The organism is Streptomyces sp. NPDC060000 (assembly GCF_042737375.1).
GTDB lineage: Bacteria > Actinomycetota > Actinomycetes > Streptomycetales > Streptomycetaceae > Streptomyces.
In genome coordinates, this window is record NZ_JBHWUU010000039.1 from 56,858 (window position 1) to 80,385 (window position 23,528).

Consider the following 23,528-nt stretch of genomic DNA (forward strand, 5'->3'; position numbering starts at 1 on the left):
GCGACCCGCGACCCGCGACCCGCGACCCGCGACCCGCGGCAGGATGCGCCGGGTGCCGGACGTCCACGCCCCGCGTCCTGCCTGCGGCTGGTGTGATCACGGCATCCGAGCCGCCCCGGACGGCTCGCCGTCACGACAACACGTGTTGCTAATCTGTGGCGATGGACGAGGCGTTGGACGAGGGGCCGTTCTTTCACGGCACAAAGGCCGAGCTGCGGGTCGGAGATCATCTCACCGCCGGTTTCCGTTCCAACTACCGGCCCGAGATCGTGATGAACCACGTCTACTTCACCGCGTTGCGCGACGGCGCGGGGCTCGCAGCCGAACTCGCCGCCGGCGACGGGGCCCCGCGGGTGTATGTCGTCGAACCGACCGGGGAGTTCGAGAACGATCCGAATGTCACCGACAGAAAGTTCCCCGGCAATCCCACCCGCTCCTATCGCAGCAGTGACCCCCTCCGGATCATCGGAGAGGTCACCGACTGGACACGACAGACACCCGAGGCTCTCCAGATGTGGCGAGACCGGCTGGCCGCGATCCGTCTGGACGACCGCGCCGAGATCATCAACTGAGGGCTGTCCCGTGACGAACTCGGAGTCCGAAGCCACGCGGTTGTCGCTCGCCCGTTGAGGGTCACGAGACAATCCTCAGACGCGTGGGAACGCTGTGATCGCCGCTGTCAGCTCGCGGCTGTACCCGTCGCACAGAGCCAACAGCTCGCGCCCCGTCACGGAGGCCGGCAGGTGGGAGCCGTCGGTGGCAGCCAGGATCGCCTCGTGGCACCGGTTCTCGACTACGAGATTCCGGGTGGCGAAGTAGCCCAGGCCATAGGCGCGGAGCGGTTCGGCGACATCAACGAGGTAGCACTCGCGGTCCTCCTCCCCCGGCACCACCGTCAAGGTTCCCGAAACGCACTCGTCGAGGTGGGCGGCCAGTTCCCGGGTGCGGACGACGATGGTGTCCGTCTGGTCCTCGCTCATCTCGCCCAGGGCCTCGCTCAGCAGCATCCAGCCGCTGATGGCCTCCAGCTGAAAGAGCCCGGCGAGTTCCGGGGCGATTTCGGATTCGAAAAGCGGCGCGCGGCTCAACCGGTCGAGTGCCAGTTGCAAAGCGTCATCGGGCTCGCCGTTCAGCCGCACGGCACCCTGACGGAGGAGCAGCTCGACCACGGCGGAGTCGACGCCCCACTCCTGCGGCATCGCGATGTCCGACAGAGGCGCCTGCAGTCGGCGCAACGCGAAGAACACGGCCTGGTGCCGCTGGGCCCGGTCCATCCGCCGGATCTGCGCTGTCAACGTCTCGTCGAAACGCCAGTCCACCAGGCTCTCCAGGGGTGGCACGGATCCGTTCATGAAGGCGTCCTCGGCGCCGCGGGTCGGCCCGCCTTCTCCCACTCCACAAAGGTGTTCGTACGGGCGTGGACGAACTCCCGCACCGGGTCGACCGAGTAGTTCCACGGCACGCTGCCTACAAAGCCACCGACCGCACGGAACTGCTCGACCGCCTCCGCGTACCGCTCGGTGCGGAACAGGGCGTCGGCCAGGAGGTGGCGCACGGTGGGCAGGCGGTAGTGGTGCGGCGGGACCTGGGCGACGGCGTCCAAGGTGGCGTCGATGGCCGCCCGCATGAACGGCTGCTGATAGACCGAGCGGTCACCCGTCTGATGCTCGTGCTCGAACGCCGCGTACAGACGCAGCACAGGCAGCAGACTTCCGGGCGGGGCTACGGCCGCCGCCTCCTCGGCGAACGCGAACATCAACTCCTGCGAACCGCGCCACTTGGCACACCAGTACTGAAGCGCCGCGAGATGCGCGCCATTGTGGTGGGGATCGCGAGCGACGATCTCGGCCCACAGCGAGCGGAAGTCCTCATGGGACCAGCCGAGACCCAGGGCGATGGAGATCTGAGCGACCCAGGGACTGGGATCGTCCGGGGCCAGCCGGGCAGCCTCCTGGCAGACGGGCAGCGCCTGGGACAGGAGTTGGTGGAAGCCCTGGAACTGCTCGGCGGTCGTGTGCTTCGCGCGTTTCTCACCGCGGGCCTCACCCGCGAACACGGTCAACGCGTCGGCCACCACGAGAACGGCCGACGGATCGTACGGGTAGGTGGCACGCCAGGTCTTCAGCCACGTGTCGTCCCGGACAGCCGCGTGGGCAAGGATGCCCAGCCGGTACCAGCGCAGATCCCAGTCCCGGCCGGCCTCGTCGAGATACGCCGCCGCCTGCCGCCAATCCCCCGCGACCGCCGCCTCCGCCACCGCATCGGCCTGCCGATCCGCGCCCGCGAAACGGACGTCAAGCCGGGCCGCGGGGACGAGACCGTACGCGGCCGCATCAATGACCAGGGGTTTCTGCGCGCTCTCGGAGGGGCCCTGCCGAGCGTCCTTCTGCGCTCTGGCCTTGCGGATGTTGCGCGGGATGGTGACGGTGGCGTAGACGAGCAGGCCGGTGCCGGCCATGGCTATGAAGGGGTTCACTGATGCTTCCCGAGTCGTTGCGAGGTCCGCACGGTGGCTTTAGAAGGGCGGCCACTCCGAGTCGGGCGGCGGGGTGCTCTGCACCCGTCCGCCCTCTCGCATCGCCACCGGCCAGCGCTCGTCGATGACAGCCGCAGCTTCCTTACAGGTGGGGCATGCGTCGGCCCACTCCGGAACCCACGGGTAAGGCGAAGCGGTTGTGCCGTCTCGCTGGATTCCACAAAGAGTCCTGCCGAAGTACCCGTACGCATGGGAGACATCGGAAGGCAGCCCATCTCCGGCCGCCCGCTCCCAGCGCTGGTTCATGGGCGTGTATGCGGGCCGGGACACCTGTCCGGGTCCTGACCCCACCGTGGTCACGGCATAGCACCATGCACACACCCAGTCCTCGTCCGTGCGACTCGGTCCCGCAGGCAATCGCCGCATCTGGTGGCCGCACACATCGCAGGTCACCGCTCTCACTTCCAAGTTCGTTTCACTCGTCGTCTCCGACCAGATATGCTTGCAATTCTTCCGCCAACGACTCGGCGATGCTCCACATCGAGTCGTCCAAATGGCCGGAGATGTCGACACGACCTAGTCGCCAGGAAAACGAGGCCGTCGAAGCGGCTGCGCCGTACACCGGCTGTGCTCCAATGTCGTTCCACTCCACGTCCCCTTGGAGTTCGATCGCATCACAAGCCTCGGCAACTTGTTCCCATTCCGCACGACCAATGGGGAATTCTTCGCTCTCCGTCCACGATTCCGCTCTGGTGATGTGAAACTCGTAACCCATGACCGCCGCCTTCCTGCTAACCACTGGTCATTCCAAAGAGAAGGGTCACACCCTTGCTCTCAGCGTAGTCAACCGCACGGCCCATTTGCTCAAGATGCATATCGTTGACCGAGCCGGATTTCATAATTGTATAGACGACCCGGTGTGAGATCGCGGACGGATCGAGCACTCCCGGGTGCCGGTGATCGCCAGCGTATCCGGCCGCGTCGTCGACGGCGGACTTCAGCCGGTTGAACAGCATCCCCTTGTTCTGGAAGCTCTTCAGGCTGGTGTCCATCGCCTTGAGGCTGATGGCGACGCCGCTCTCCGCGTCGAAATGATCGAAGGCCTTGTGTCCAGCTGGCAGATTCGAGAAGCCCATCTCGTCCTCGAACTTGAGCCCCTTGTCGCGCGAGCTCATGCTCCAGATGTTCTGCTCGTTCTCCCCAGACATCGCGCCAAGTTCCTGCGTGTCGCAGTTGTGGACGAGTACCGGTGTGGATCCTGCCCCCACGTAGTACGTGTGGAGGTCACCAATGGTGAGGTCGTATGTGGTGGTGTTCGCGTGATAGAGCTGGACGCCCGTGACCTCGGCAGTCCCCGTCGGCGTCTGGAGGACGTCGCCGGGGTTGAGGTCCTTGGCCTCTACGAAGGCCGACTGGGTCTTGTCGTAGAAGGGGTGGTGGAAGGTCGTCTGGAGGTGAGCGTCCTGCGCAGTCGCTCCGGACGCGGTGCTGACCGCCGCAACCGGCTGGGTCGCCGGCGCCTTGCCGTCACCGTGGCCATGACCGCCCGACAGTGCGCCCAGCACCGCCGCCGACGCCGCCAGGCCGAACGCCGCCTTGCGCGCGACCTTCTTGCCGAGTGACTTCACCCCGGTCTTCGCGCCGGACTTCTCAGCGTCCTTCTCTGCGGACTTGCCCGCCGCCCCCTTCACTGTCACGTCCACGAAGTCGTGGTCCGTGTGCGTCACGATCACGTCAGTGACCTCGTGCGCCTGCGTGCCCGTCGCTCCCGGCACCGAGTTGGCGATCTTCTCGCCCACTCGCACCTGGTCGATCGCCTTCGTCGTGCCGTCGGCCATCAGCACCCGGGTCGAGCCCGTGAAGCTGTGCGGAATGCCGGTCCGGCAGCCCGGCGGTGTCTCGTCCGAATGCGAGTGAGACTTCGACCCCGCACCCTCCGAGTCCGCCCGCGAAGCCGCTGCCTCCGTCGCGTCCGTCGCCGCTGTTTCCTCGGCTTCCGTCGCGCCCTTGCCGAAGAGGCCGCCGACGACCTTCATCGCCTTCGGGGCCGCCTTCGCCAGCAGCTTGCCGCCGATCTTGCCCAGGGCGCCGCCCAGCGCGCCGGCTATCGCGCCCGTCACCGCCGCGCCCGCGAACGCGCCCGCGTCGCAGTCGTCGCCGCCGTTCTGCGCGCACGCGAAGCCCTGCTCCACCAGCGAGCCGACCGCGCCCGCCGCCGCAGCGCAGCCGATCGAGCCGACGCCGGCCGTCAACGCCTCACAGCCCGCGAAGACCGCTGTGGAGATCACGAAGGACGTGATCGCCGCCGCGTGGTGCTTGGCGTACGTGACGGTGGCCTTCGCCGCCTTCACCGTGGCGTGGTACGCCGTCCTCGACGCGTGGGCGACCGCGTGCGCCGCCTTCTTCACCGCGTGCGTGACCTTCTTCGCCGCCTTCTTGACGGTGTGGACGACGCGGTGCACCACCCTCGACGCCTTGTGGTAGGCGGTATGCACCGCATGGACCACCCGGTGGACCGCGCGTCTCACCTTGCGTGCCGTGTAGTGGTAGACGCGCCGCACCACCCGCACCGTCGCGTGGTACACGTCCCGCACGTGGTGGACCACCCTGTGCGCCGCGTGCTTCACCGCGTGGACGACCTTGCGGGCCACGTGCTTGACCGCGTGGTAGACCTTGTGCGCCGCGTGCTTCACCGCGTGGCTGACCTTGTGGGCGGCCTTCTTCGCGCCGCAGACCAGGTCCCACATCGAGCAGTTGCCCGACTCGTCCGTGCCCGCCATCGGGTTGTCGTCGACGTACGCGAACGGGTTCGCCGACACCGAGTTCGGGACCGGGTTCAGGGAGACGCTGTCCTTGTTGAGGAACACGCCCGTGTCCGGGTTGTACCAGCGGGATGCCGTGCCCACGTCACCTGTGCCGGGCTCCGTCCAGCCGGACTGGAAGCCGAGGTGGCCGACGACCGTGTCCGTCGGGGAGACCACCTTGCCCAGCGGGTCGTACGACGCCGAGCCGGTCAGGGTCGTCGCACCCGAGGTGAAGGAGCCGACCACGTCGTTGTGCTGGTCGGTGAGGGCCAGGACCGCCGAGCCACCGGTGTCCTTGACGCCCACCAGGCCGCCGCCCGGATCGTAGGTGTAGGTGTCGTCGCCGTCGGAGGCGACGGTGTTGCCCGCGCCCGAGTAGGAGAAGGTGCGGGTCGCGCCCGTCGACGTGACGCGGTCCGTGATGTTCCGGCCCGTCGCGTCCAGCGTGTAGGACTGCTCGCCCGCGACGATCTGGCCGCCGAACGCGTCCGTCTTGTACGCGACCGACCCGCCGGCCGTCGACGACTCCTGGGTCATCGTGCCGCGCGCCGAGTAGGAGTAGGTGTGCGTGCCGTCCGAGGTGAGTTCGTCGCGTTCGTCGTAGGTGTAGACGTCGGCGCCGTTGCGGATGCGGTTGCCCGACGCGTCGTACGCGTACGAGGTGGCGGTGGACCCGTTGTTCCAGGACGTCAGGCGGTTCGCCCAGTCGTAGCCGTAGGTGTTCGACGACGCGCCCGAGACGCCCGTCGTCGTCTTCGACGTCAGGTTGCCGTTCTCGTCGTAGCCGTAGGCGAAGCTCGCCATTGTCGAGGCGCCCTGGACGAGGACGTCGTTGGTCAGCTGGTGCGCGCTGTTGTAGGTGAAGGTGCGGGTCTGGCCCGTCGAGCCGTACTTGACCGTCTTCAGGGCGTTCAACTGGTCGTAGGTGTACGTCAGCTGGTTGCCCGTGGCCGGGTCGTTCAACGAGGCCAGGCGGCCCGCCGTGTCGTAGCCGTACGTCGTCGTGCCAGCGGCGTCGGTGCGGGAGGTGACGTTGGCGTCGTCGTTGTAGGCGAAGCTCGACGTGCCCGCCGAACCCGACGTCGTCAGCAGGTCGCCGCGGTCGTCGTACGTGAACGCGTCGTGCGTGGCTGCCTGGTGGTCGACGGCGCCGGTGATCCCGGCCTCGTCGGTGTCGGCCGACAGGACGCGGCCGTCGGCGTCGTAGGTGAAGCTGCGCTTCGCGGTCGCCGCGTCGGCGCCCGTGCCGGACATCGACTTCAGCTGGCCGACCGAGTCGTACGTCATCGACGTCGTCGTGCCGCCGGGGAGCGTGGCGTTCGTCAGCTGCCCGTCGGCGTCGTAGGCGAACGTCGTCGTCGAGTCGGCGGCCGAGCTGTACTGGGCCGTGGTCGGTTCGGTGATCTTCTCCTGCTGGCCCCACGGGGTGTAGCCGTAGCGCCAGGAGTTGCCGCGGCCGTCGGTGAAGCGGGTGCGGTTGCCGGCCGCGTCGTAGCCGAAGGTCGTCGTGATCGACGTCGAGGCGTCGACCGGCTGGATCTCCTGGGTGACCGTCCCGGCCGCGTCGTAGGTGAAGTGGCTGGTGTGCTGGCGTGCGTCCGTGGCGGCGATCAGGTTGCCGACGCCGTCGTAGCTCTGCGAGGTCGACCAGAGCTGGACGTTGTTCGCGTCGTACGCGCGCGTGGCCGTCGGGTCGCCGGCGGCGTTGTAGTCGGTCTGGGTCCAGGTGTTGTCGGGCAGGATCGTCTTCTGCTGGTTGCCCTCGAAGTCGTAGGTGTAGCGGGTGGTGTTGCCCGCGCCGTCGGTGACCGAGGTGACGTCACCGGCCCGGTTGTAGCCGTAGGACGACGTCACCCCGCCCGGCGAGGTGGTCGAGGAGGCGTGCGCCCCGTAGGGGTTGCCGGTGGTGACCGCGTAGGACGTGGTGCTCGTCAGGGTCCTCGTCGACGGGTAGCGCTCCATCGTCGTCGAGGTGACCTGGCGGCCGAGGTAGTCGTACGTGGCCTGCGCCTGGGCGCCCGTGCCGTCCGTCGCGGAGAGCTGCTCGCCGTTCTTGTCGTAGACGGCGTGCGTCTTGGTGCCGTCGGGGTCCGTGACCTGGGCGACGTCGCCCGTCTGGTCGTAGAGGTAAGAGGTCGTCCTCCCGCCGGGGGAGGTGACCGAGGTCTGGTTGCCCTCGCTGTCGTACGTCCACACGGTCGTGCCCGCGTTGGGACTCGACGCGCCCGCCGGGGTGTACGAGGGGAGCGTCTCGGAGACCTTGTTGCCCTCGGCGTCGTAGACGGTCGTCGTGACCAGGCCGTTCGGGTCCTGCTCCTCGACCGCCTCGCCGAAGGTGTTGAAGCCGCTGGTCGTGACCGGGCGGACGGTGGACGCGGTGCTGCCGTCGGGCTCCGCCTGGACGGCGGGCGCGGTGGTGACCGCGAGGTTGCCGGCCTCGTCGTAGGCGTAGTTCGTGGTGTGCTGCTCGGCGTCCGTCATGGACGTCGGCAGACCGCGCTGGTCGTAGGTGTACTTGGTGGTCTGGGCGTCGGAGGAGCCGACCGTGCCGCCGCTGCGGCCCTTGCCGTAGAGGGAGTTCACGTCGGTCGCGGCGAGCGCCCGCTGGTAGACCTGTACGTCGGTGACCTCGCCGTTGACGACGTCGGAGGTCGTGCCGCCGGCCGTCCTGGCGCCGCCGACGGACAGCGGCCCGGTGCCGGTCCACGGCGAGGTGTCGGTCGCGGAGCCCGCCTGTGCGCCGTTGACGTACAGCTTCATCGCGCCGTTGCTCGCGTCGAAGACACCGACCAGGTGGGTCCAGGTGTTCAGCGGCGCGGCCGTGGACGCGGTGGCGTCGTAGTACGCGGACGGGGAGGCCACGTCGGCGTTGGCGGCGTGGAAGCGGAAGGCGTTGTCGGTCTTGGAGTACTGCAGGTAGAAGGAGGAGCGGTTGGTGCCGCCCTGGGCGACGAAGGTGCGGAAGGTGGAGGCGTCGGCGAGGTTCACCCACGCGGAGACCGTGTAGGAGGCGGTGGTGTCCAGGACCGGGCCGTTGGTGGCGACGACGTCACCCGTGCCGGTCGTCGAGCCCGCGAACTTCGCCGCGTCGTCCGCCCAGGTGACGCCCGGGCCGGCGGTGGCCGTGTTGCCGGTGCCGGAGGAGTCCGTCACCGAGCGGCCGGACGTCTGGTTCAGCTTCCACCAGCCCGCCGGGTGGCCGGAGGCGTCCCCGTACAGCGTCTCGGCGAGCAGGTTGCCCATGTCGTCGTAGCTGTTGGTGGTGGTGCGGTCGTAGCCGGAGGTGTCGTGGTCGTTCTCGGAGGCGACCTGGTCGTCCGGGGTGTACGACACCGTCGTCACCCGGTCCACACCGGTCGGGTCCAGCTCGGTGGACGTGGTCCGGGAGGCCGCGTCGACGGTGTACTTGGTGACCGTCTCGCCGTTGTCGGTGGTCGACTGGGTGAGGTTGCCGGCCGCGTCGTAGACGTCCGACTCCAGCGTGTAGGTGCTGTTGCCGTCGGCGCTGGTCCGCTTGACGGTGGAGGTCAGGCCGTCGTCGGTGTAGGTGTACGCGGTGGTGTTGCCCATCGCGTCGGTGATGGAGGCGAGCCGCCCCGCCGGGTCGTAGGCCCGGGAGGACTCGGTGAGGAGCGCGGCCGGCTGCGGGTTCACCGGGTCGCCGGTGTACATCAGGCCCTGGGTGAGCAGGTCGCCGTTGTCGTTGTACGTGTACCGGGTCTCGGTACCGGCGGTGGTCACCTCCTTGGTCTTGTTGCCGGAGGTGTCGTACGTGTAGGTCGTCGTGTTGCCGTTGCCCGCGCCCTCGGCCGCGTTGGCGTCGGACTCGGTCAGGACCCGGTCGTAGGCGTCGTAGGTCCAGTTCTGGGTGCGGGAGTGGTCGCCGCCGCTCGCGTCGGCCACCGTCTGCGAGGTGACGTTGCCGTCGTCGTCGTACACGGAGGTGGTGACGGATGCGTGGGTGGCGCCGGTGACCCGGTCGGTGAGCTGCGGGTCGTGCTCCTCGAGCACCTGACCCGCGGTGTCGTACTTGTACGACGTCACCAGGCCAGCCGGGTAGGTGTCGGAGACGACCTTCTCGGTGAGGACCTGGCCGAGGCCGTCGAAGGTGTACGAGGTGACGAGTCCGACGGCGTCCGTCGTGGAGGCGACGTCACCGTTCTTGAGGTACGACACCTGGTTGACGGCGCCGCCCGGTGAGACGGTCTTCACCGGCAGTCCCTTGGGGACCACCCCGCCGTCGGCGGACGGATAGGTGCTGGTGCCGTCGCTGTAGACGGTGGTCGTGGAGCGCCCGGCCGGGAAGCCGGGGACGGCCGGGCCGGTGATCGCGGTCTGGTTGCCCGCCGTGTCGTAGGTGAACGAGGTGAGGTACGTGTTGTCGGTGGCCGAGGCCGACCGGCCGTCGCGCTCGGTCAGCAGCTGGTCGTTGCGCGGGTCGGCGGTGGTCAGCTGGGCCGTCGTGTCGTCGGGGTAGTACGAGTAGTACTCGGTGTTGCACTTGTTGGCGGCCTGGTCCTGGCAGGACGTGGACGAGACCACGTTGCCGCGCACGTCGTGACCGGTGATGGTCATCGCGCCGTTCGGATCGGTCACGGTGTGCTCGAAACCGGCCGAGTCGTAGCCGAAGCTGGTCTTGTTGCCTAGGCCGTCGGTCTCGGTGAGGGCGCGGTTGTTGTTGGTGACGTCGTACGTGTACTTCAGGGTCGCGGTGGTCGGGGAGGTGACGGTCACCGTCTCGACCGGGAGGAGGCCCGTGGAGTTCTGCGCGGCCTCATAGCTCTGGGCCACGTCCGCGGCGGAGAGCTGCGAGCGGAACAGCGCGACCTCGGCGACGGAGCCCTTGAAGTAGGTCGCGTACCCGGTGTTGGAGGTGGAGCTGGTGTGCGCCTCGTCCGGCCAGTTGCCGCCGTTGAAGCCCGCGCCGACGTAGGTGTACGGCTGTCCGGCCATCGCGGCGGTGCCGGTCTGGGTGCCGACGAGGGCGCCGTCGAGATAGAGGGACTGGCTGGTGGCACTGGCGGAGAGGACGACCTGGTGCCACTTGCCGTCGGTGACGGCGGCGGCGGAGACGAGCGGCTTGGTGGAGCCGCCGGAGAAGTAGAACTCTCCGTGCAGTTTTCCGCTGGTGCCGACGTAGAGGGCGGGGGTGTAGCCGGTGGTAGTGGTGCCGGCGCTCAGCGGGTCCTTGCTCGCGCCGAGCAGCACACCGTTCGCCGTGGTCGTCTTGAACCACATGCTCGTCGACTGCGCGCCCGAGGCGGGCAGCGAACCGCTGGGCAGGGTCAGCAAGGAGGTGGACCCGTCGAAGGTCGCGGCCTTCTGGTCGCTGAACGGGCCTGCGGCGCCGAGGGTGACGGCGCTGTACGTGCCGTTCCCGCCGCGCACCTGGTCCACGGCCGTGGTCGCGCCCGCCGCCTCGCCGAGCCGGAAGTACTCGCTCGGCGCCCCGCCGAGGACCGCGCCCCGGTAGGTGTCGCTGGACCCGGAGACGGTCGGGGTGCCCAGCGCCCAGGTGCCGCCGTTCTCGTCCGTCATCTGCGTGAGCACGGTGGAGTTGGTGTCGTACGTCATGGACGCGTACGTCTTGCCCGAAGGCCGCTTGACCGAGGTCAGCAGGGACTCGCTGTGCGTGCCGTACGTGTAGAGGGCGCTCACGTCGGCGGCGACGAGCGGGCGGCTGTACCAGCCCACGTCCGCGATGGAGCCGTTGAAGTACGTGGCGTGGCCGTCGTCGTCGGAGTACGTCGGGTGGTCGGGCCAGTCGCCGCCGAGGAAGCCGGTGCCGAGGTAGTTGAAGGACTGGTTCTTGCCGAAGGCGGTCGCGCTCTTGATGGAGATGGTGCCGGTGCGCGAGCCGACCTTGGCGTTGTCCAGGTAGAGGCTCTGGGAGTTGCCGGCCGCGGACAGCACGACGTGGTGCCACTTGCCGTCGGCGACGGACGCGGTCGACACGATCGGGTTGATGCCGCCGCTGTACCAGAACTCGGCGTTCAGCTTGCCGTCGGTGCCGACATAGATCGACGGCGTGTAGAAGCCCGCCGCCTGGCCGGAGCCGATGGGCTGGGAGGCGTAGGAGTAGAGGACGCCGGGCCCGGCCGACGTCTTGAACCACAGGGAGAGCGCACCGGAGTCGGTGTCGTTGCCGAGGTTCTTCGGCAGCGACACGTCGGAGGTGGTGCCGTTGAACGTGGCCACCTTCGAGGAGGAGCCGGTCAGCGGACCGCCGCTCTGGCCGACGGTGACGTTCTCGTACGTCGCGTTCGTCGTGCCCTCGTTGGCGAGGACGGCGTCCTTGGCGCTGGTGCCGGAGGTCTCCGACAGCGGCCAGAAGGTGTGCGGGTCGAGGTCGAGCGCCGCGTTCTGGTAGCCGGATCCTGTGGTGTAGCCGTAGACCGTGCACTTCGTCGTCGACAGCGGCGTGCAGACCTTGGTGAGCTGGTCGCCGGTGTAGCCGTACGTCCAGGTCTGGACGGTGGCCGAGTCCCCGGCCGTGACCGGGTCGGTCACGACGGTCGCGACGTGCGCGGCGAGCGCGCCGGTCGGGGTGGACCAGGTGAGGCTCAGGGTGCGGCCGGAAACCGCCGAGGTCATCTTGGTGATGTGGGCGGGGGTGCCGGTCCAGGTGAGGTTCAGCGCCCGGCCGTTGGCGTCCGTCACCGAGGTCAGTCCGTAGGCGCCGGAGCCCAGGGACTGGGTGAAGGTGTAGAGGGTGTCGTCCTTGTCGGTGAGCGTGTAGCCGCCGGTGACCGTCTTGAAGGTGGCGAACCGTCCGTTGCCCGGGGTGAAGGTGCCGTCGCTGTTCTTGCCGTAGCCCGCCTGGGAGCCGTCGGGGTAGGTGACCTGCACACTCGCGACCGCGCCGGCCGCCGTGTACTGCTCGGTCGCCCTCGCGTCGAAGATGCTCGACCAGCCCGAGCCGAACGCGCCCGTCCAGCGCGGGTCGCGGGAGTTGTAGTCGCGGTCGACGTCGAGGGACGGCCCGACGGTGGAGATGGAGGCGTCGGTGTCGGAGGTGGTGTAGTTGCCGATGGACGCGTCGAAGCCGTGGTCGCTGCTGTTCTGCGAGAGCCCCGAGGTGATGACGGTCTGCGGGACCTGGATGGATATCTCGTAGGGGTCGGCGGGCGAGTAGAGGGCCGTGGTGGCGTCGTACGCCTGGACGCTCCAGCTGTAGTTCTTCCCCCAGGCGAGCTTGCCGGCCGGGACCGTCCAGTCGCCCGTCGCGACCAGGCCCGAGTCGGCGACCTTGGTGCCGGCGGCGTCGAACACCTGGAAGAGGTACTTGTTGGTGCTGCCGGAGGTGGAGTTGGCGCCGCCCGCCCAGGCCGTGAACTCTGGGGTGGTGGTGCCGACGACCGCGTTGTCCGCCGGGAACTGCTCGTAGAGCTGCGGGGCTGTGTTGCCGGTGTAGGTGACCGTGATGTACGGGCCCTTGCCGGGGTCGTTGAAGGAGCCGAACTGCTTCCAGTGCAGGGCGTCCGTGGTGGCCGCGTAGACGGCGAGGCCGTGGTCGGCGGTGGTGCCGCTGAGCCAGCCCTGGATCGCGGAGGTGGACAGGGAGACGCTCACCCAGTCGCCCACGGTGCGGTCGGCGCCGGTGTTCGCGCAGGCGTTCGGGACGCTGGGGGTCGCGCTGCCGATCGACGACCCCTTCGAGGGGCCGGGGTAGCTGGTGACGCCCTCGGGGGTCCAGGCGCTGGTCACGAGCGCGACGTCGAAACGTTCCGCCGTGCAGGTGGCGGCCCAGGTGTCGAACAGGTGGAGACTCGCGGCGGTGACGGTGGCGCCGCTGCCGTCCCAGGCGGTGTCCCAGTGGTTGACGAAGCTGTTCGCGGAGTGGGTGCCGGAGTCGTAGGAGCCGACCTTGATGGTCTGCTCGTAGGAGTGGTCGATGTTGTTGCCGGTGCCGGACTCGGCGTAGGTGGTGGTCCAGCCGTCCGTGACGGTGGGGTCGACGGTGACGGGGAAGACGCGGTCGGCGCTGTGCAGCCAGGTGCTGTCGAGGGTGATCTCGAGCGCGTAACCGTCGCCGTTCCTGACGAGCTCGGTGGTGACGGCGTGGGTGGTGGCCGGGTCACCGGAACGCGGGTCCACCTTGGAGTCGTAGGCGTACGACGGGGGGATGCGCTCGACGGTCCTGCCGGAGGAGTCCCGCAGGTCGATCCAGCCGTTGGCGGTGCTCTGGACGGGGGTGAGGCCCTGGAGGGTGAGGGGGAAGGTCCAGGTGCCGGCCGCGTCGGCGGAGTCGAGGACGACGGACTCCTTCACGCCGGTGGCGGTCGGCGCGAGCTTCAGGTCGGTGCCGGGGAGGACCTGGTCGTACGTGACGGTCGAGCCGTCGGCGGTGCCCTTGACCGGGGCGGCGCCCTTCAGGCCGTAGGCGACGCGGTGCTTCGTGTCGGTCGCGAGGGAGGTCAGCGCGGGGTCGGTGGCCTTGGCGGCGAAGTCGACGTCGACGGAGTTGGCCGACTCGTACCAGCGTCCGTCAGGTCCGGCCCGCACATCCACGTCGATGGGCGCCCATCGGCCCTTGCCGACCTGGTAGTTGACGGGGTTCGGGGATATTCGGCGGGTGACGGAGCCGTCGGCGTTGTCGTAGACGGTCTCCGTGCGCGTGGACTTGGTGGCGCTGCGCTTGCTGGTCTTGGCGTCGAAGCCGGTGCCGCCGGCGCTTCGTCCTGCCTTCGTGGCCGGCTTGTGCGCCTGGTAGGCGGGGAGTTCACCCTTGCCCTTGCCGGGGGCGTGGCCCGCGCCGCGGTGGGCGGCGGTCGCGGCGGCGTCGACCTGGTGCCGGTGACCGGCCGCGGTGCCGGACCGCTGGTGCGGCAGCTTGCCCCACTGCGGGTCCGTGAACCAGGACGCGAGGGAGGCCAGGCTCATGCTCGGCAGTTCGATGCTGCCGAACTCCAGGCCCTCCGCGACGGCCTGGTCGGTCGTCAGCATGAGCGCGAGAGCGGTCAGCAGGAGTGTGGCGAGTCCGCGCAGGGTTCTGCGGGAACGGAATGCTCCGCTCGATCGTCTGACAGAGCGGGGTCGGAGCGTGCCGCGCAGGCGGGACGTACGGCGAGCACGGGACGTACGGCGCGAGCGACGACTCAGCGGCCGGGAGGGCAGCACGGCAGGACTCCAACACATCAGAAAGCGACACAGAAGCCCGGCGATCCTGCCTGCTGTGGATCAGCCATGGACAGCTTCGCGGTCAGGTCTTGCACCTGCCTTGACCAGCTGTTTTTGAATCTGGCCGATTTGCTGTCACCCGTCCCTTAAGGACCGGTGCGGTTCTTTGCGAACACATCGGTCAAACCACACCGGGACTTCACACTCGGGGTGATGTCATGGACGGAACATGCCGGTTCGCGGCGGTCGCGTACTGCCCGGCTTCCCGTCAGAGACGGTGCCGCATCCACACGTTGGGCTCGACGTACACCGCGTGGTCCCGCTCCGGCTCGCACCTCACCGGTGCCAGCGCGCCGGGCACCTCGATGTCGCCCCGCGTGTCGAAGGGCAGCCCGGTCCAGCTGCGCCACTCCGCCAGTGAGCCCGCCACCGTCATCGACGCCGGCGCCACCCGCTCGATGCTCGCACCCGCCCGGACGTGCACCCGCAGCCACGGGTCGTACGGCAGCCCGTCCTCCCGCACCCGGTGCGCGTACTCCTCCATCGGGGTGCGCGGTTCCAGGTGCTTGGCGTTCGGCCGGACCGGGGCCACGACCTCGGTGAAGCCCTTCGCCCGGGCGCCGTCCCGCATCGCCGCGAGCATCCGCCCGGACAGGCCGAGACCCTGGGCGTGCGGGGCGACCACGATCGAGATCGCGCTCACCGTGTCGGGCCGCACCCCGCCGCGCCGGTCGGCGAAGGCCCGGACGAGCACCTGGTCCCAGCCCCGGTCGGGCAGCACGCCCCGGCCGTCGGCGTGCAGGGCGAACGGCACGCTGTAGGCATGGGCGACGACCTGCCCCCGCTCGTCCTGCGCGAACAGCACGTACTCCGGGAACTCCACGGGGATCCGGCCGTAGTGCGCGTTGCCCACGAGGTCCTGCCTGGCGAACTCCGGCCAGCTGTCCGGCATGTCCTGGACCGGGCCGAGCATGTCGGGGCGGTCGGCGAGGCTGAACACCGTGAGTTCCATGAGGGCACAGTAGGCGCGGAGCCCCGGCTTCCGCCGGTCCGTTTCACCCCGCGTGGAAACGCTCCGGCGCCTTCGTGGGGTTGCCCCCGGTGGGGAGTTTCTGGCCGGGACAGGTCTCCAGTACCTTCTCCATCGCGGACTTCTCCGCCGCGGTGACCCACAGTCCGTACTTCTTCTTCACGGCGACCTGCGCCGCGACGTACGTGCACCGGTAGGCCTTGTTGGGCGGCAGCCAGGTCGCCGTGTCGCCGTCCCCCTTGGAACGGTTGGTGCTCGCGTCGACGGCCAGAAGGTTCAGCGGATCGTTGGCGAGAGCTATCCGCTTGCCGGCGTCCCAGTACTTGGCGCCCTTCTGCCAGGCGTCGGACAGGGCGACGACATGGTCGATGTCGACCTTGCTGCTGCCCCGCCGGTACGTCACGTCCTTCCCGGAGTACGGGTCCGACTCCAGCACCCCGTAGGACACCTTGCAGACGCCGCCGGTGAACTTCACCTCAGCCAGATCACGCTTGAGGATGTCGTCCCGGGTGTCGCAGGAGTTGGAGTCCGTGTCCGCCCAGGCGGTGCCGAACTTCTCCCGTTCATAGCCGGTCTTGGGGGCCCGCCCCTTCACGGTCAGCGACTCGGCCGCCGTGAGGGCCGCACCGCCGCTTCCCGCTCCGGTGCCCGCCGTCGCTCCCGCGCCGCCGGAACCGGAACCCGAGCCGGTGGTCTGCTCCTTGCAGCCCGCCACCGTCACGGCACACATCATCGCGACGGCGACCGCCGCCCCACCCCTCAGACGCCTCACGCGTCCCTCCCCTTACTGGCCGCTACCCACCCCGCACAGGGCGGATTCCCCTCACGGGGACTGGCACACCGTAGCGAGGGGGCGCTCCGAAGCAGCCGGGAGGTCCAGACCACGACCGGCCCAAGTGGGCATCTCGTACATCACGGGAATATCGTCGATGGAGAGTCATCTCCGGGAAGGAGCTCTGGATGGGCATCTTCGACAGGTTCAAGAGCAACAAGGCGGCACAGGACAAGGCCAGGGACATGTCCGACGTCGCGGAGCGCAAGGCGAACGAGAAGACGGGCAACAAGTACGAGTCACAGGTCGACTCCGCCCAGCAGAAGATGCACGAGCGGATGGGCATGGACGAGGACCGGCCGGAACAGCCATAACCCGGCCCGCGGCCCGCACCCGCCCGGCCCTGTCCGACCCCGCCCGCCCCTCGGCCGAGAACCCATGGTGGCCGAGCCACCGGCATCACCCGGCACATGAGGCCGTCCGCGCAGAGCGACCCAGCCGCGGGCGGCTTCGCCCTGCCATCCGGAGCGGCGGCGGCGCTCACACCCTCCCGATGCCGAGCGTCGACTCCGAGGGCAGCAGTCCGGATCCCAGCACGGTGACCCAGTAGTCGCCCAGAAGCGCGGCCAGGCGTTCCGTGGATTCCGGGCCGAGGGCCTGCCAGGGGCCGAGCGCCAGCCGGTCGGTGTCCTGCTCGACGCGGCGGCGCAGGTCACGGCCCGCCTCCGTCGCCGTGCCGTCCGCATCGAGCAGCCCTCTGTCCGTCAGCCGCTCGCTCGCCGCAGCCCACTCCTCGTGGGTCCAGCCACGGCTTTCGAAGCGCTCGACGGAAGCGGCGCCTATCGCCGCGAAGGACACCAGCGCCTCGGCCGGGTCGAGGCCGGCGAGGAGCAGGGCGGCGAGGTGACCGTCGCCACGGTGCTCACGCAGGACGGTCGCCGCCTGCCAGAGCTGAAGGTGGGGCTCTCTCGGCCACTCCAGCGCGGCATTGGCCGCGGCGAGCGGGCGCCCGGCCGTGACAGTCGCCTCGGCGGCGCGGCGGGCGAGAGCGGCGGCCTCGGCCAGCTCGGAACTGTCCACCAGGTCACCGAACAGCCTGCGGTACAGCCGGTCGACGCCTCTCAGTCTCGCCGCCAGGGCGGCTTCGGGGGCGGCAACCTTCCAGGCGTCCTCGATGTACCGGGCGACCATGCCGGGCTGGAAGCTGTAGAAGGCGGAGGTCACCGCCTCGGCGCTCACCGGACCCAACGGGGCGGCGCGGAAGGGGAAGTAGCTCCCCCAGCGGCCCTCGGTCGAGTAGCCGAGCGCGGCGGCCTCCTCGAAGACCTCCGGCGCGTAGTACAGCACCGCGTGCAGCGGCTCCAGCAGATGCCAGAGCCTGCGCGCCTGCGCCGGCTCGACCTGCCCACCCCGCTCGCTCCGCTCGGGCCGACCGGCCTGTTCGGCCTGTTCAGCCCGTTCGGTCGCCTCGTTCTCGTGATTCTCGGACATGGCTTCTCCCCCTCGTCGCCTTCGGCCATCGACCACAACTTGACACTGACAAGATTGCCCGAACCTCGGAAACTTGTCAATGCCTAGATACCGCGTACGCTGCTGTCCATGAACGACCGCCCCTACCACCACGGTGACCTGCGGCGGGCCATCCTGGCCGCCGCCCTCGACGTCATCGCAGCCGACGGCCCAGCCGGGCTGAGCCTGCGCGACCTCGCCCGCCGCGCCGGCGTCTCGCACGCGGCGCCGGCCCACCACTTCCGGGACCGCACGGGTCTGCTGACGGCGATCGCAGCGGAAGGACACGGGCTACTGGCCGCCGCGCTCGCGGAGGCGACAGACCTGCGGGAGGCAGGCGCGCGCTACGTCCGCTTCGCGCGCGAGCACCCGGCGCACTTCCAGGTGATGTTCTCGCCCGAGCTGCTGCGCGCCGACGACCTGGAGCTGACCATGGCCCGCGCCCTGTCCGCCGCCGCCCTGACCGACGCCGTCGCCGTCACCGCACCCGCCGGGGACGGCACGGACGCCCGGCTGGCCCGTATCGCCGTCTGGTCCCTGGCCCACGGCTTCGCCACACTCCTGCTCGGCCACAACCTCGACGGCCTCCTGGGCGACGAGGACCCCGAGGAGGTACTCCGCGCACTGCCGATGATGCTGTTCCCCTCCGCCTGAGCCCGGCGGCCCGGCGGCCACCCTGCGCGCTTGACCCTGACACCGGCGTCAGGGTCCGACGATCCCCCCATGAGCCAGGAGAACAGCAGCCGCAGCAGCCGTACCGTCGTCGTCACCGGCGCCGGCGCCGGGATCGGCCGCGCCACGGCCCACGCCTTCGCCTCGCAGGGAGCGCGCGTGATCGCCGTGGGCCGGCGCCCGGGGCCCCTCACCGAGACCGCCGCGTACGACCAGGACCTCATCGTCCCGCTCGCCGTGGACATCACTGCCGAGGACGGACCAACCACCGTCGTTCGTACGGCACTCGAACGGGGCGGCGGCCGCGTCGACGTCCTGGTCAACAACGCGGCGATCGTCAACACCGAATCCCTGCGCACCTATACCCGCGCCTCCGTCCAGCCCCAGCTCGCGACGAACCTGATCGCCCCCGTCCTGCTCACCCAGGCCGCGCTGCCGGCCCTGACGGATTCCCGGGGCGTCGTCGTGAACGTGACGACGTCCGTCGGGCAGCGCGGCTGGCCCGGCAACTCCCTGTACGCGGCGGGGAAGGCGGCCCTGGAAGTACTCACGCGCGGCTGGGCGGTCGAGCTGGCGCCGCTCGGGATCCGCGTCGCCGCGGTGGCACCCGGCGCGATCGAGACGCCGATCGCCGACCACAGCGGCTACACCCCCGAGCAGCGTGTCGCGATCCGCAGGTGGCAGCTCGAGCACACCCCGCTCGGCCGGGTGGGCCGGCCGGCGGAAGTCGCCTGGGCGATCACCCAACTGGCAGCTCCCGAGGCGTCGTTCATCACCGGCGTGATCCTCCCGGTGGACGGCGGCGCGGTGGTCGCATGAGACTGGCGCGCATGCAGCAGACCGGCCCGGAAGAGACGCCCACCCGGCAGACCGACCCGGAAGAGGCTCGTACGCCGCGGCCCGACGACCGCCCCGGCCCCGACGACGGCCCCCGTCCGCCCTGGCGCCCCCTGCGCATCGGGGAGGTCGGCAGAGCCACCGGTGCTTCGCCGCGGGCGCTGCGGCACTACGAGCAGGCGGGGCTCATCGTCTCCGAGCGGGCCGCGAACGGTTACCGGCTCTACGATCCCGATGTCGTCGTCCGCGTCCGTAACATCCGTCGGCTCGTGGACGCGGGACTCACCCTGGACGACGCACGCGTCTTCCTTCCCTGCCTGGACCGGGACGTGACGGCGTCGCCGCCGAGCGGCCGGAACCTGCGAGTCGCGCTGCGCCGCCTCGCGGTCATGGATGAGCGGATCGCGGCCCAGGTCGCGGTCCGCGACCGCCTCGCGGCGGCGCTCGCCGAGGCCACCGGCGGACACATCCGTCCGGTGGCCTGACGAGACCCGAGCAGCGCGCACCTCAGCCGGGAACCTCGGACGACCGGACGACCAAACGACCGGAGGCCCGGACGACCGGAGGCCCGCCGCGCTCTACGACCCCAGGATCGTCGCCAGGAACTCGCCCACCCAGCCCAGTAGTTCCCGTCCGACCAGCGGCTTGCCGCCGACCTTCGCGGTCTTCGGGCGGGGTACGAGGATCTGGTGCGCGGCCGGCTTGATGACGGACCCGGGGTACAGCCGCTTCAGGCGCAGTTCCTGCGACTCGCGCAACTCCACCGGCGCGAAGCGGATGTTGGGGCCCTGGAGCACGATCTCGCCGGCGCCACACGCGCGTGCCAGCATCCGCAGTCCCGCCACCAGCAGCAGGTTCTCCACCGGTTCCGGCAACTTGCCGTACCGGTCGACGAGTTCCTCGCGGACGGCCTTGACGTCCTCCTCCGAGTTGGCGGAGGCGATGGCCCGGTAGGCCTGGAGGCGCAGCCGCTCGCCCGGCGCGTAGTCGTGCGGGACGTGCGCGTCGACGGGCAGCTCGATCTTGACCTCGAGCGGCGGCTCCTCCTCGATCCCGCCGGACTCCAGCTGGCGCCGGTAGTCCGCGACGGCCTCACCGACCATACGGACGTACAGGTCGAAGCCGACGCCCGCGATATGGCCTGACTGCTCGCCGCCGAGCAGGTTTCCGGCGCCCCGGATCTCCAGGTCCTTCATCGCCACGTACATGCCCGCGCCCATCTCGGTGTGCTGGGCGATCGTGGCGAGGCGCTCGTGGGCGGTCTCCGTGAGGGGCTTCTCCGGGGGGTAGAGGAAGTACGCGTAGCCGCGTTCCCTGCCCCGGCCCACCCGGCCGCGCAGCTGGTGCAGCTGGGACAGGCCGAAGGTGTCGCCCCGCTCCACGATCAGCGTGTTCGCGTTGGAGATGTCGATGCCGGACTCGACGATCGTCGTCGAGACCAGCACGTCGAACTTCTTCTCCCAGAAGTCGACGACGACCTGCTCGAGCGCCGTCTCCGACATCTGGCCGTGGGCGGTGGCGATGCGCGCCTCGGGCACGATCTCGCGCAGTTTCGCCGCCGCGCGGTCGATCGACTCGACCCGGTTGTGGATGTAGAAGACCTGGCCCTCGCGCAGCAGTTCGCGGCGGACGGCGGCACCGATCTGCTTCTGCTCGTAGGGGCCGACGAAGGTGAGCACCGGGTGGCGCTCCTCCGGGGGCGTGGTGATCGTCGACATCTCGCGGATGCCCGTCACCGCCATCTCCAGGGTCCTGGGGATCGGGGTCGCCGACATCGTCAGGACGTCGACGTTCGCGCGGAGCTTCTTCAGCTGCTCCTTGTGCTCGACGCCGAAGCGCTGCTCCTCGTCGACGATGACCAGGCCCAGGTCCTTGAACTTCGTCTCGGACGAGAACAGGCGGTGGGTGCCGATGACGATGTCCACCGAGCCCTCGCGCAGCCCCTCCAGGGTGGCCTTCGCCTCCGTGTCCGTCTGGAAGCGGGACAGCGCCCTGACCTTCACCGGGAACTGCGCGTACCGCTCGCCGAACGTGCCGAAGTGCTGCTGCACCAGGAGGGTCGTGGGCACGAGGACGGCGACCTGCTTGCCGTCCTGGACGGCCTTGAAGGCGGCGCGGACCGCGATCTCCGTCTTGCCGTAGCCGACGTCGCCGCAGATCAGTCGGTCCATCGGGACCGTCTTCTCCATGTCGTCCTTGACCTCGGCGATGGTGGTGAGCTGGTCGGGCGTCTCCGCGTAGGGGAAGGCGTCCTCCAGTTCGCGCTGCCAGGGGGTGTCCGTGCCGAAGGCGTGGCCGGGGGCCGCCATCCGGGCGCTGTACAGCTTGATCAGGTCGGCGGCGATCTCCTTGACGGCCTTCTTCGCGCGTGCCTTGGTCTTCGTCCAGTCGGCGCCGCCGAGCCGGTGCAGCGTGGGGGCCTCGCCGCCGACGTACTTGGTGATCTGCTCCAGCTGGTCGGTGGGGATGTAGAGGCGGTCGCCGGGCTGCCCGCGCTTGGCTGGCGCGTACTCCACGACCAGGTACTCGCGCGTGGCGCCCTGGACCGTGCGCTGCACCATCTCGATGTAGCGGCCCACGCCGTGCTGCTCGTGGACGATGTAGTCGCCGGCCTCCAGGGTGAGCGGGTCGATGGTCTTGCGGCGGCGCGCGGGCATCCGCGCGCCGTCCTTGCCGGCCGCCTTCTGGCCGGTCAGGTCGGTCTCCGTGAGGACGGCGAGGCGGAGCGCCGGGTCGACGAAGCCGTAGTCGATCGAGCCGCACGAGACATGGACGACGGAGGGGCTCAGCTCGGCCAGGTCGGCGTCCAGGCGGGCCGCGACGCCCTCGCCGCCGAGCACCTCGACCGTGCGGGCCGCCGGGCCGTGCGCCTCGGTGACGAAGGCGACGCGCCAGCCGTCGGCCAGCCAGCCCTTGGTGTCGGCCAGCGCCTTCGCGGTGTCGCCCCGGTAGGTCTCGGGGGCGTGCATGCCGAGCTTCAGCGTGTCGGAGTCCGGTTCCTCGTCGGCCGCGAACGGCGACACCGACCACCACATCATGTCCAGCTCGCGCGCGTGGTCGCGGACGTCCGCGATGGACCACAGGGAGGCCGCGCCGACGTCGATGGGCGCCTCGCCGCCGCCGGCGGTGGCCGCCCAGGACGCCTGGAGGAACTCCTGGGAGGTCGCCACGAGGTCGGCGGCACGCGTGCGTACCCGCTCCGGGTCGCAGACGACGGCCATCGCGCCCTTGGGCAGGACGTCGATCAGCAGCTCCATGTCGTCGACCAGCACCGGCGCGAGGGATTCCATGCCCTCGACCGCGATGCCCTCGGCGATCCTGCCGAGCAGTTCGCCCAGCTCGGGGTGCTGCTCGGCGAGGGCACGCGCGCGGGTGCGTACGTCGTCCGTGAGGAGGAGTTCGCGGCAGGGCGGTGCCCACAGGCCGTGCTCGGCGACCTCCAGGGAGCGCTGGTCGGCGACCTTGAAGTAACGGATCTCCTCCACGTCGTCGCCCCAGAACTCGACGCGCAGGGGGTGTTCCTCGGTGGGCGGGAACACGTCCAGGATGCCGCCCCGTACGGCGAACTCGCCGCGCTTCTCGACGAGCTCCACGCGCGCGTAGGCGGCTGCGGCGAGGGCTTCGACGGTCTCGTTCAGGTCGGCCGTCCGACCGGTGCGCAGGGTGACCGGTTCCAGGTGGCCGAGGCCCTTGACCTGCGGCTGGAGCACCGAGCGGACCGGTGCCACGACGACCGAGACGGGGCCGGTCTCCGGGTCGTCGGGGCGCGGGTGGGTCAGCCGGCGCAGGATGGCGAGGCGGCGGCCGACGGTGTCGCTGCGCGGGCTGAGGCGCTCGTGCGGGAGCGTCTCCCAGGAGGGGTACTCCACCACGCCGTCCGGCGGGAGCAGCGAGCGCAGGGCGGCGGCCAGGTCCTCGGCCTCGCGGCCGGTGGCGGTCACCGCGAGGACCGTGCGGGCGGTCTCCCGGGCGAGGGCCGCGATGGCGAAGGGGCGGGCCGCCGGGGGCCCGACCAGGTCGATGTGCATGCGGTTGCCGTCGGCGGCCGCGGGGATCGCTTCCGCGAGGGCGGTGTCCTTGACGACGGCGTCGAGCAGACCGTGCAGACTCATGGGGGGCTTTCCGTCCGAGGGGCTCGGGTACGTGGCGTTCTTCGGGGATGCGGGCGTACCGGTGGCCCAGGGTGGGCAACGCGAAGGGCCCGACGCGTGTCACGGGCCGGGGGTGACCAGACTACGTCGGGGCGGGGTGGTTCGCCGGAGGCTGTGGACAACCCGGGGGCGGTGGGGGCCACGCGCGGCCCCCACC

The 23,528-nt window shown here is 70.0% G+C and carries 13 protein-coding genes; 5 read left to right on the forward strand and 8 right to left on the reverse strand.

Translation table 11 applies throughout. The features are described from left to right. Positions 1–161 precede the first annotated feature (161 nt). The gene (gene arr, locus ACFWBB_RS21380) at positions 162–572 is read left to right on the forward strand and encodes an NAD(+)--rifampin ADP-ribosyltransferase (protein WP_385274583.1); all 411 of its coding nucleotides are present in this window, start codon (positions 162–164) and stop codon (positions 570–572) included. 75 nt (positions 573–647) lie between these two features. Here the strand turns inward: arr and ACFWBB_RS21385 are convergent, their stop codons facing one another. The 6 genes from ACFWBB_RS21385 to ACFWBB_RS21410 form a co-directional block, all read right to left on the reverse strand. Continuing rightward, on the reverse strand, positions 648–1,319 hold the full coding sequence (locus ACFWBB_RS21385; RefSeq protein WP_385274586.1) for a hypothetical protein: 672 nt from the start codon (positions 1,317–1,319) through the stop codon (positions 648–650). Positions 1,320–1,348: 29 nt separating this feature from the next. Then, positions 1,349–2,476: a hypothetical protein gene (locus ACFWBB_RS21390; RefSeq protein ID WP_385274589.1), complete on the reverse strand. Its 1,128-nt coding sequence runs from the start codon at positions 2,474–2,476 to the stop codon at positions 1,349–1,351. Positions 2,477–2,951: 475 nt separating this feature from the next. Next, positions 2,952–3,251 (reverse strand): hypothetical protein, encoded by a 300-nt coding sequence (locus ACFWBB_RS21395; RefSeq protein ID WP_385274592.1) that lies wholly within the window; start codon positions 3,249–3,251, stop codon positions 2,952–2,954. A 16-nt stretch (positions 3,252–3,267) separates the two neighbouring features. After that, the gene (locus ACFWBB_RS21400) at positions 3,268–14,226 is read right to left on the reverse strand and encodes a LamG-like jellyroll fold domain-containing protein (RefSeq protein ID WP_385274595.1); all 10,959 of its coding nucleotides are present in this window, start codon (positions 14,224–14,226) and stop codon (positions 3,268–3,270) included. Between the two features lie 442 nt (positions 14,227–14,668). Then, positions 14,669–15,412 (reverse strand): N-acetyltransferase, encoded by a 744-nt coding sequence (locus ACFWBB_RS21405; protein WP_385274598.1) that lies wholly within the window; start codon positions 15,410–15,412, stop codon positions 14,669–14,671. A gap of 43 nt (positions 15,413–15,455) precedes the next feature. After that, a complete protein-coding gene (locus ACFWBB_RS21410; RefSeq protein WP_385274633.1) occupies positions 15,456–16,163 on the reverse strand; it encodes an HNH endonuclease family protein in 708 nt (235 codons plus the stop codon). A 227-nt stretch (positions 16,164–16,390) separates the two neighbouring features. Here ACFWBB_RS21410 and ACFWBB_RS21415 point away from each other — a divergent pair, with 227 nt between their 5' ends. Beyond that, positions 16,391–16,576 carry an antitoxin gene (locus tag ACFWBB_RS21415; RefSeq protein ID WP_356255301.1) on the forward strand — a complete coding sequence of 62 codons (186 nt, stop codon included), beginning with the start codon at positions 16,391–16,393 and terminating at the stop codon, positions 16,574–16,576. A 166-nt stretch (positions 16,577–16,742) separates the two neighbouring features. Here the strand turns inward: ACFWBB_RS21415 and ACFWBB_RS21420 are convergent, their stop codons facing one another. After that, a complete protein-coding gene (locus tag ACFWBB_RS21420) occupies positions 16,743–17,693 on the reverse strand; it encodes a hypothetical protein (RefSeq protein ID WP_385274603.1) in 951 nt (316 codons plus the stop codon). Positions 17,694–17,801: 108 nt separating this feature from the next. On the opposite strand from ACFWBB_RS21420, the gene ACFWBB_RS21425 reads away from it, so the two are divergent. From ACFWBB_RS21425 to ACFWBB_RS21435, 3 genes are all read left to right on the forward strand, one after another. Continuing rightward, positions 17,802–18,365 (forward strand): TetR/AcrR family transcriptional regulator, encoded by a 564-nt coding sequence (locus ACFWBB_RS21425; RefSeq protein WP_385274606.1) that lies wholly within the window; start codon positions 17,802–17,804, stop codon positions 18,363–18,365. A gap of 69 nt (positions 18,366–18,434) precedes the next feature. After that, complete coding sequence (locus ACFWBB_RS21430; protein ID WP_385274609.1) at positions 18,435–19,202, forward strand: SDR family NAD(P)-dependent oxidoreductase; 768 nt, start codon at positions 18,435–18,437, stop codon at positions 19,200–19,202. A 131-nt stretch (positions 19,203–19,333) separates the two neighbouring features. After that, positions 19,334–19,705, forward strand: coding sequence for a MerR family transcriptional regulator (locus ACFWBB_RS21435; protein WP_385274636.1), 372 nt, complete (start codon positions 19,334–19,336; stop codon positions 19,703–19,705). A gap of 93 nt (positions 19,706–19,798) precedes the next feature. On the opposite strand, the gene mfd is transcribed toward ACFWBB_RS21435, so the two are convergent. Next, positions 19,799–23,332, reverse strand: coding sequence for a transcription-repair coupling factor (gene mfd, locus ACFWBB_RS21440; protein ID WP_385274612.1), 3,534 nt, complete (start codon positions 23,330–23,332; stop codon positions 19,799–19,801). Positions 23,333–23,528 lie beyond the last annotated feature (196 nt).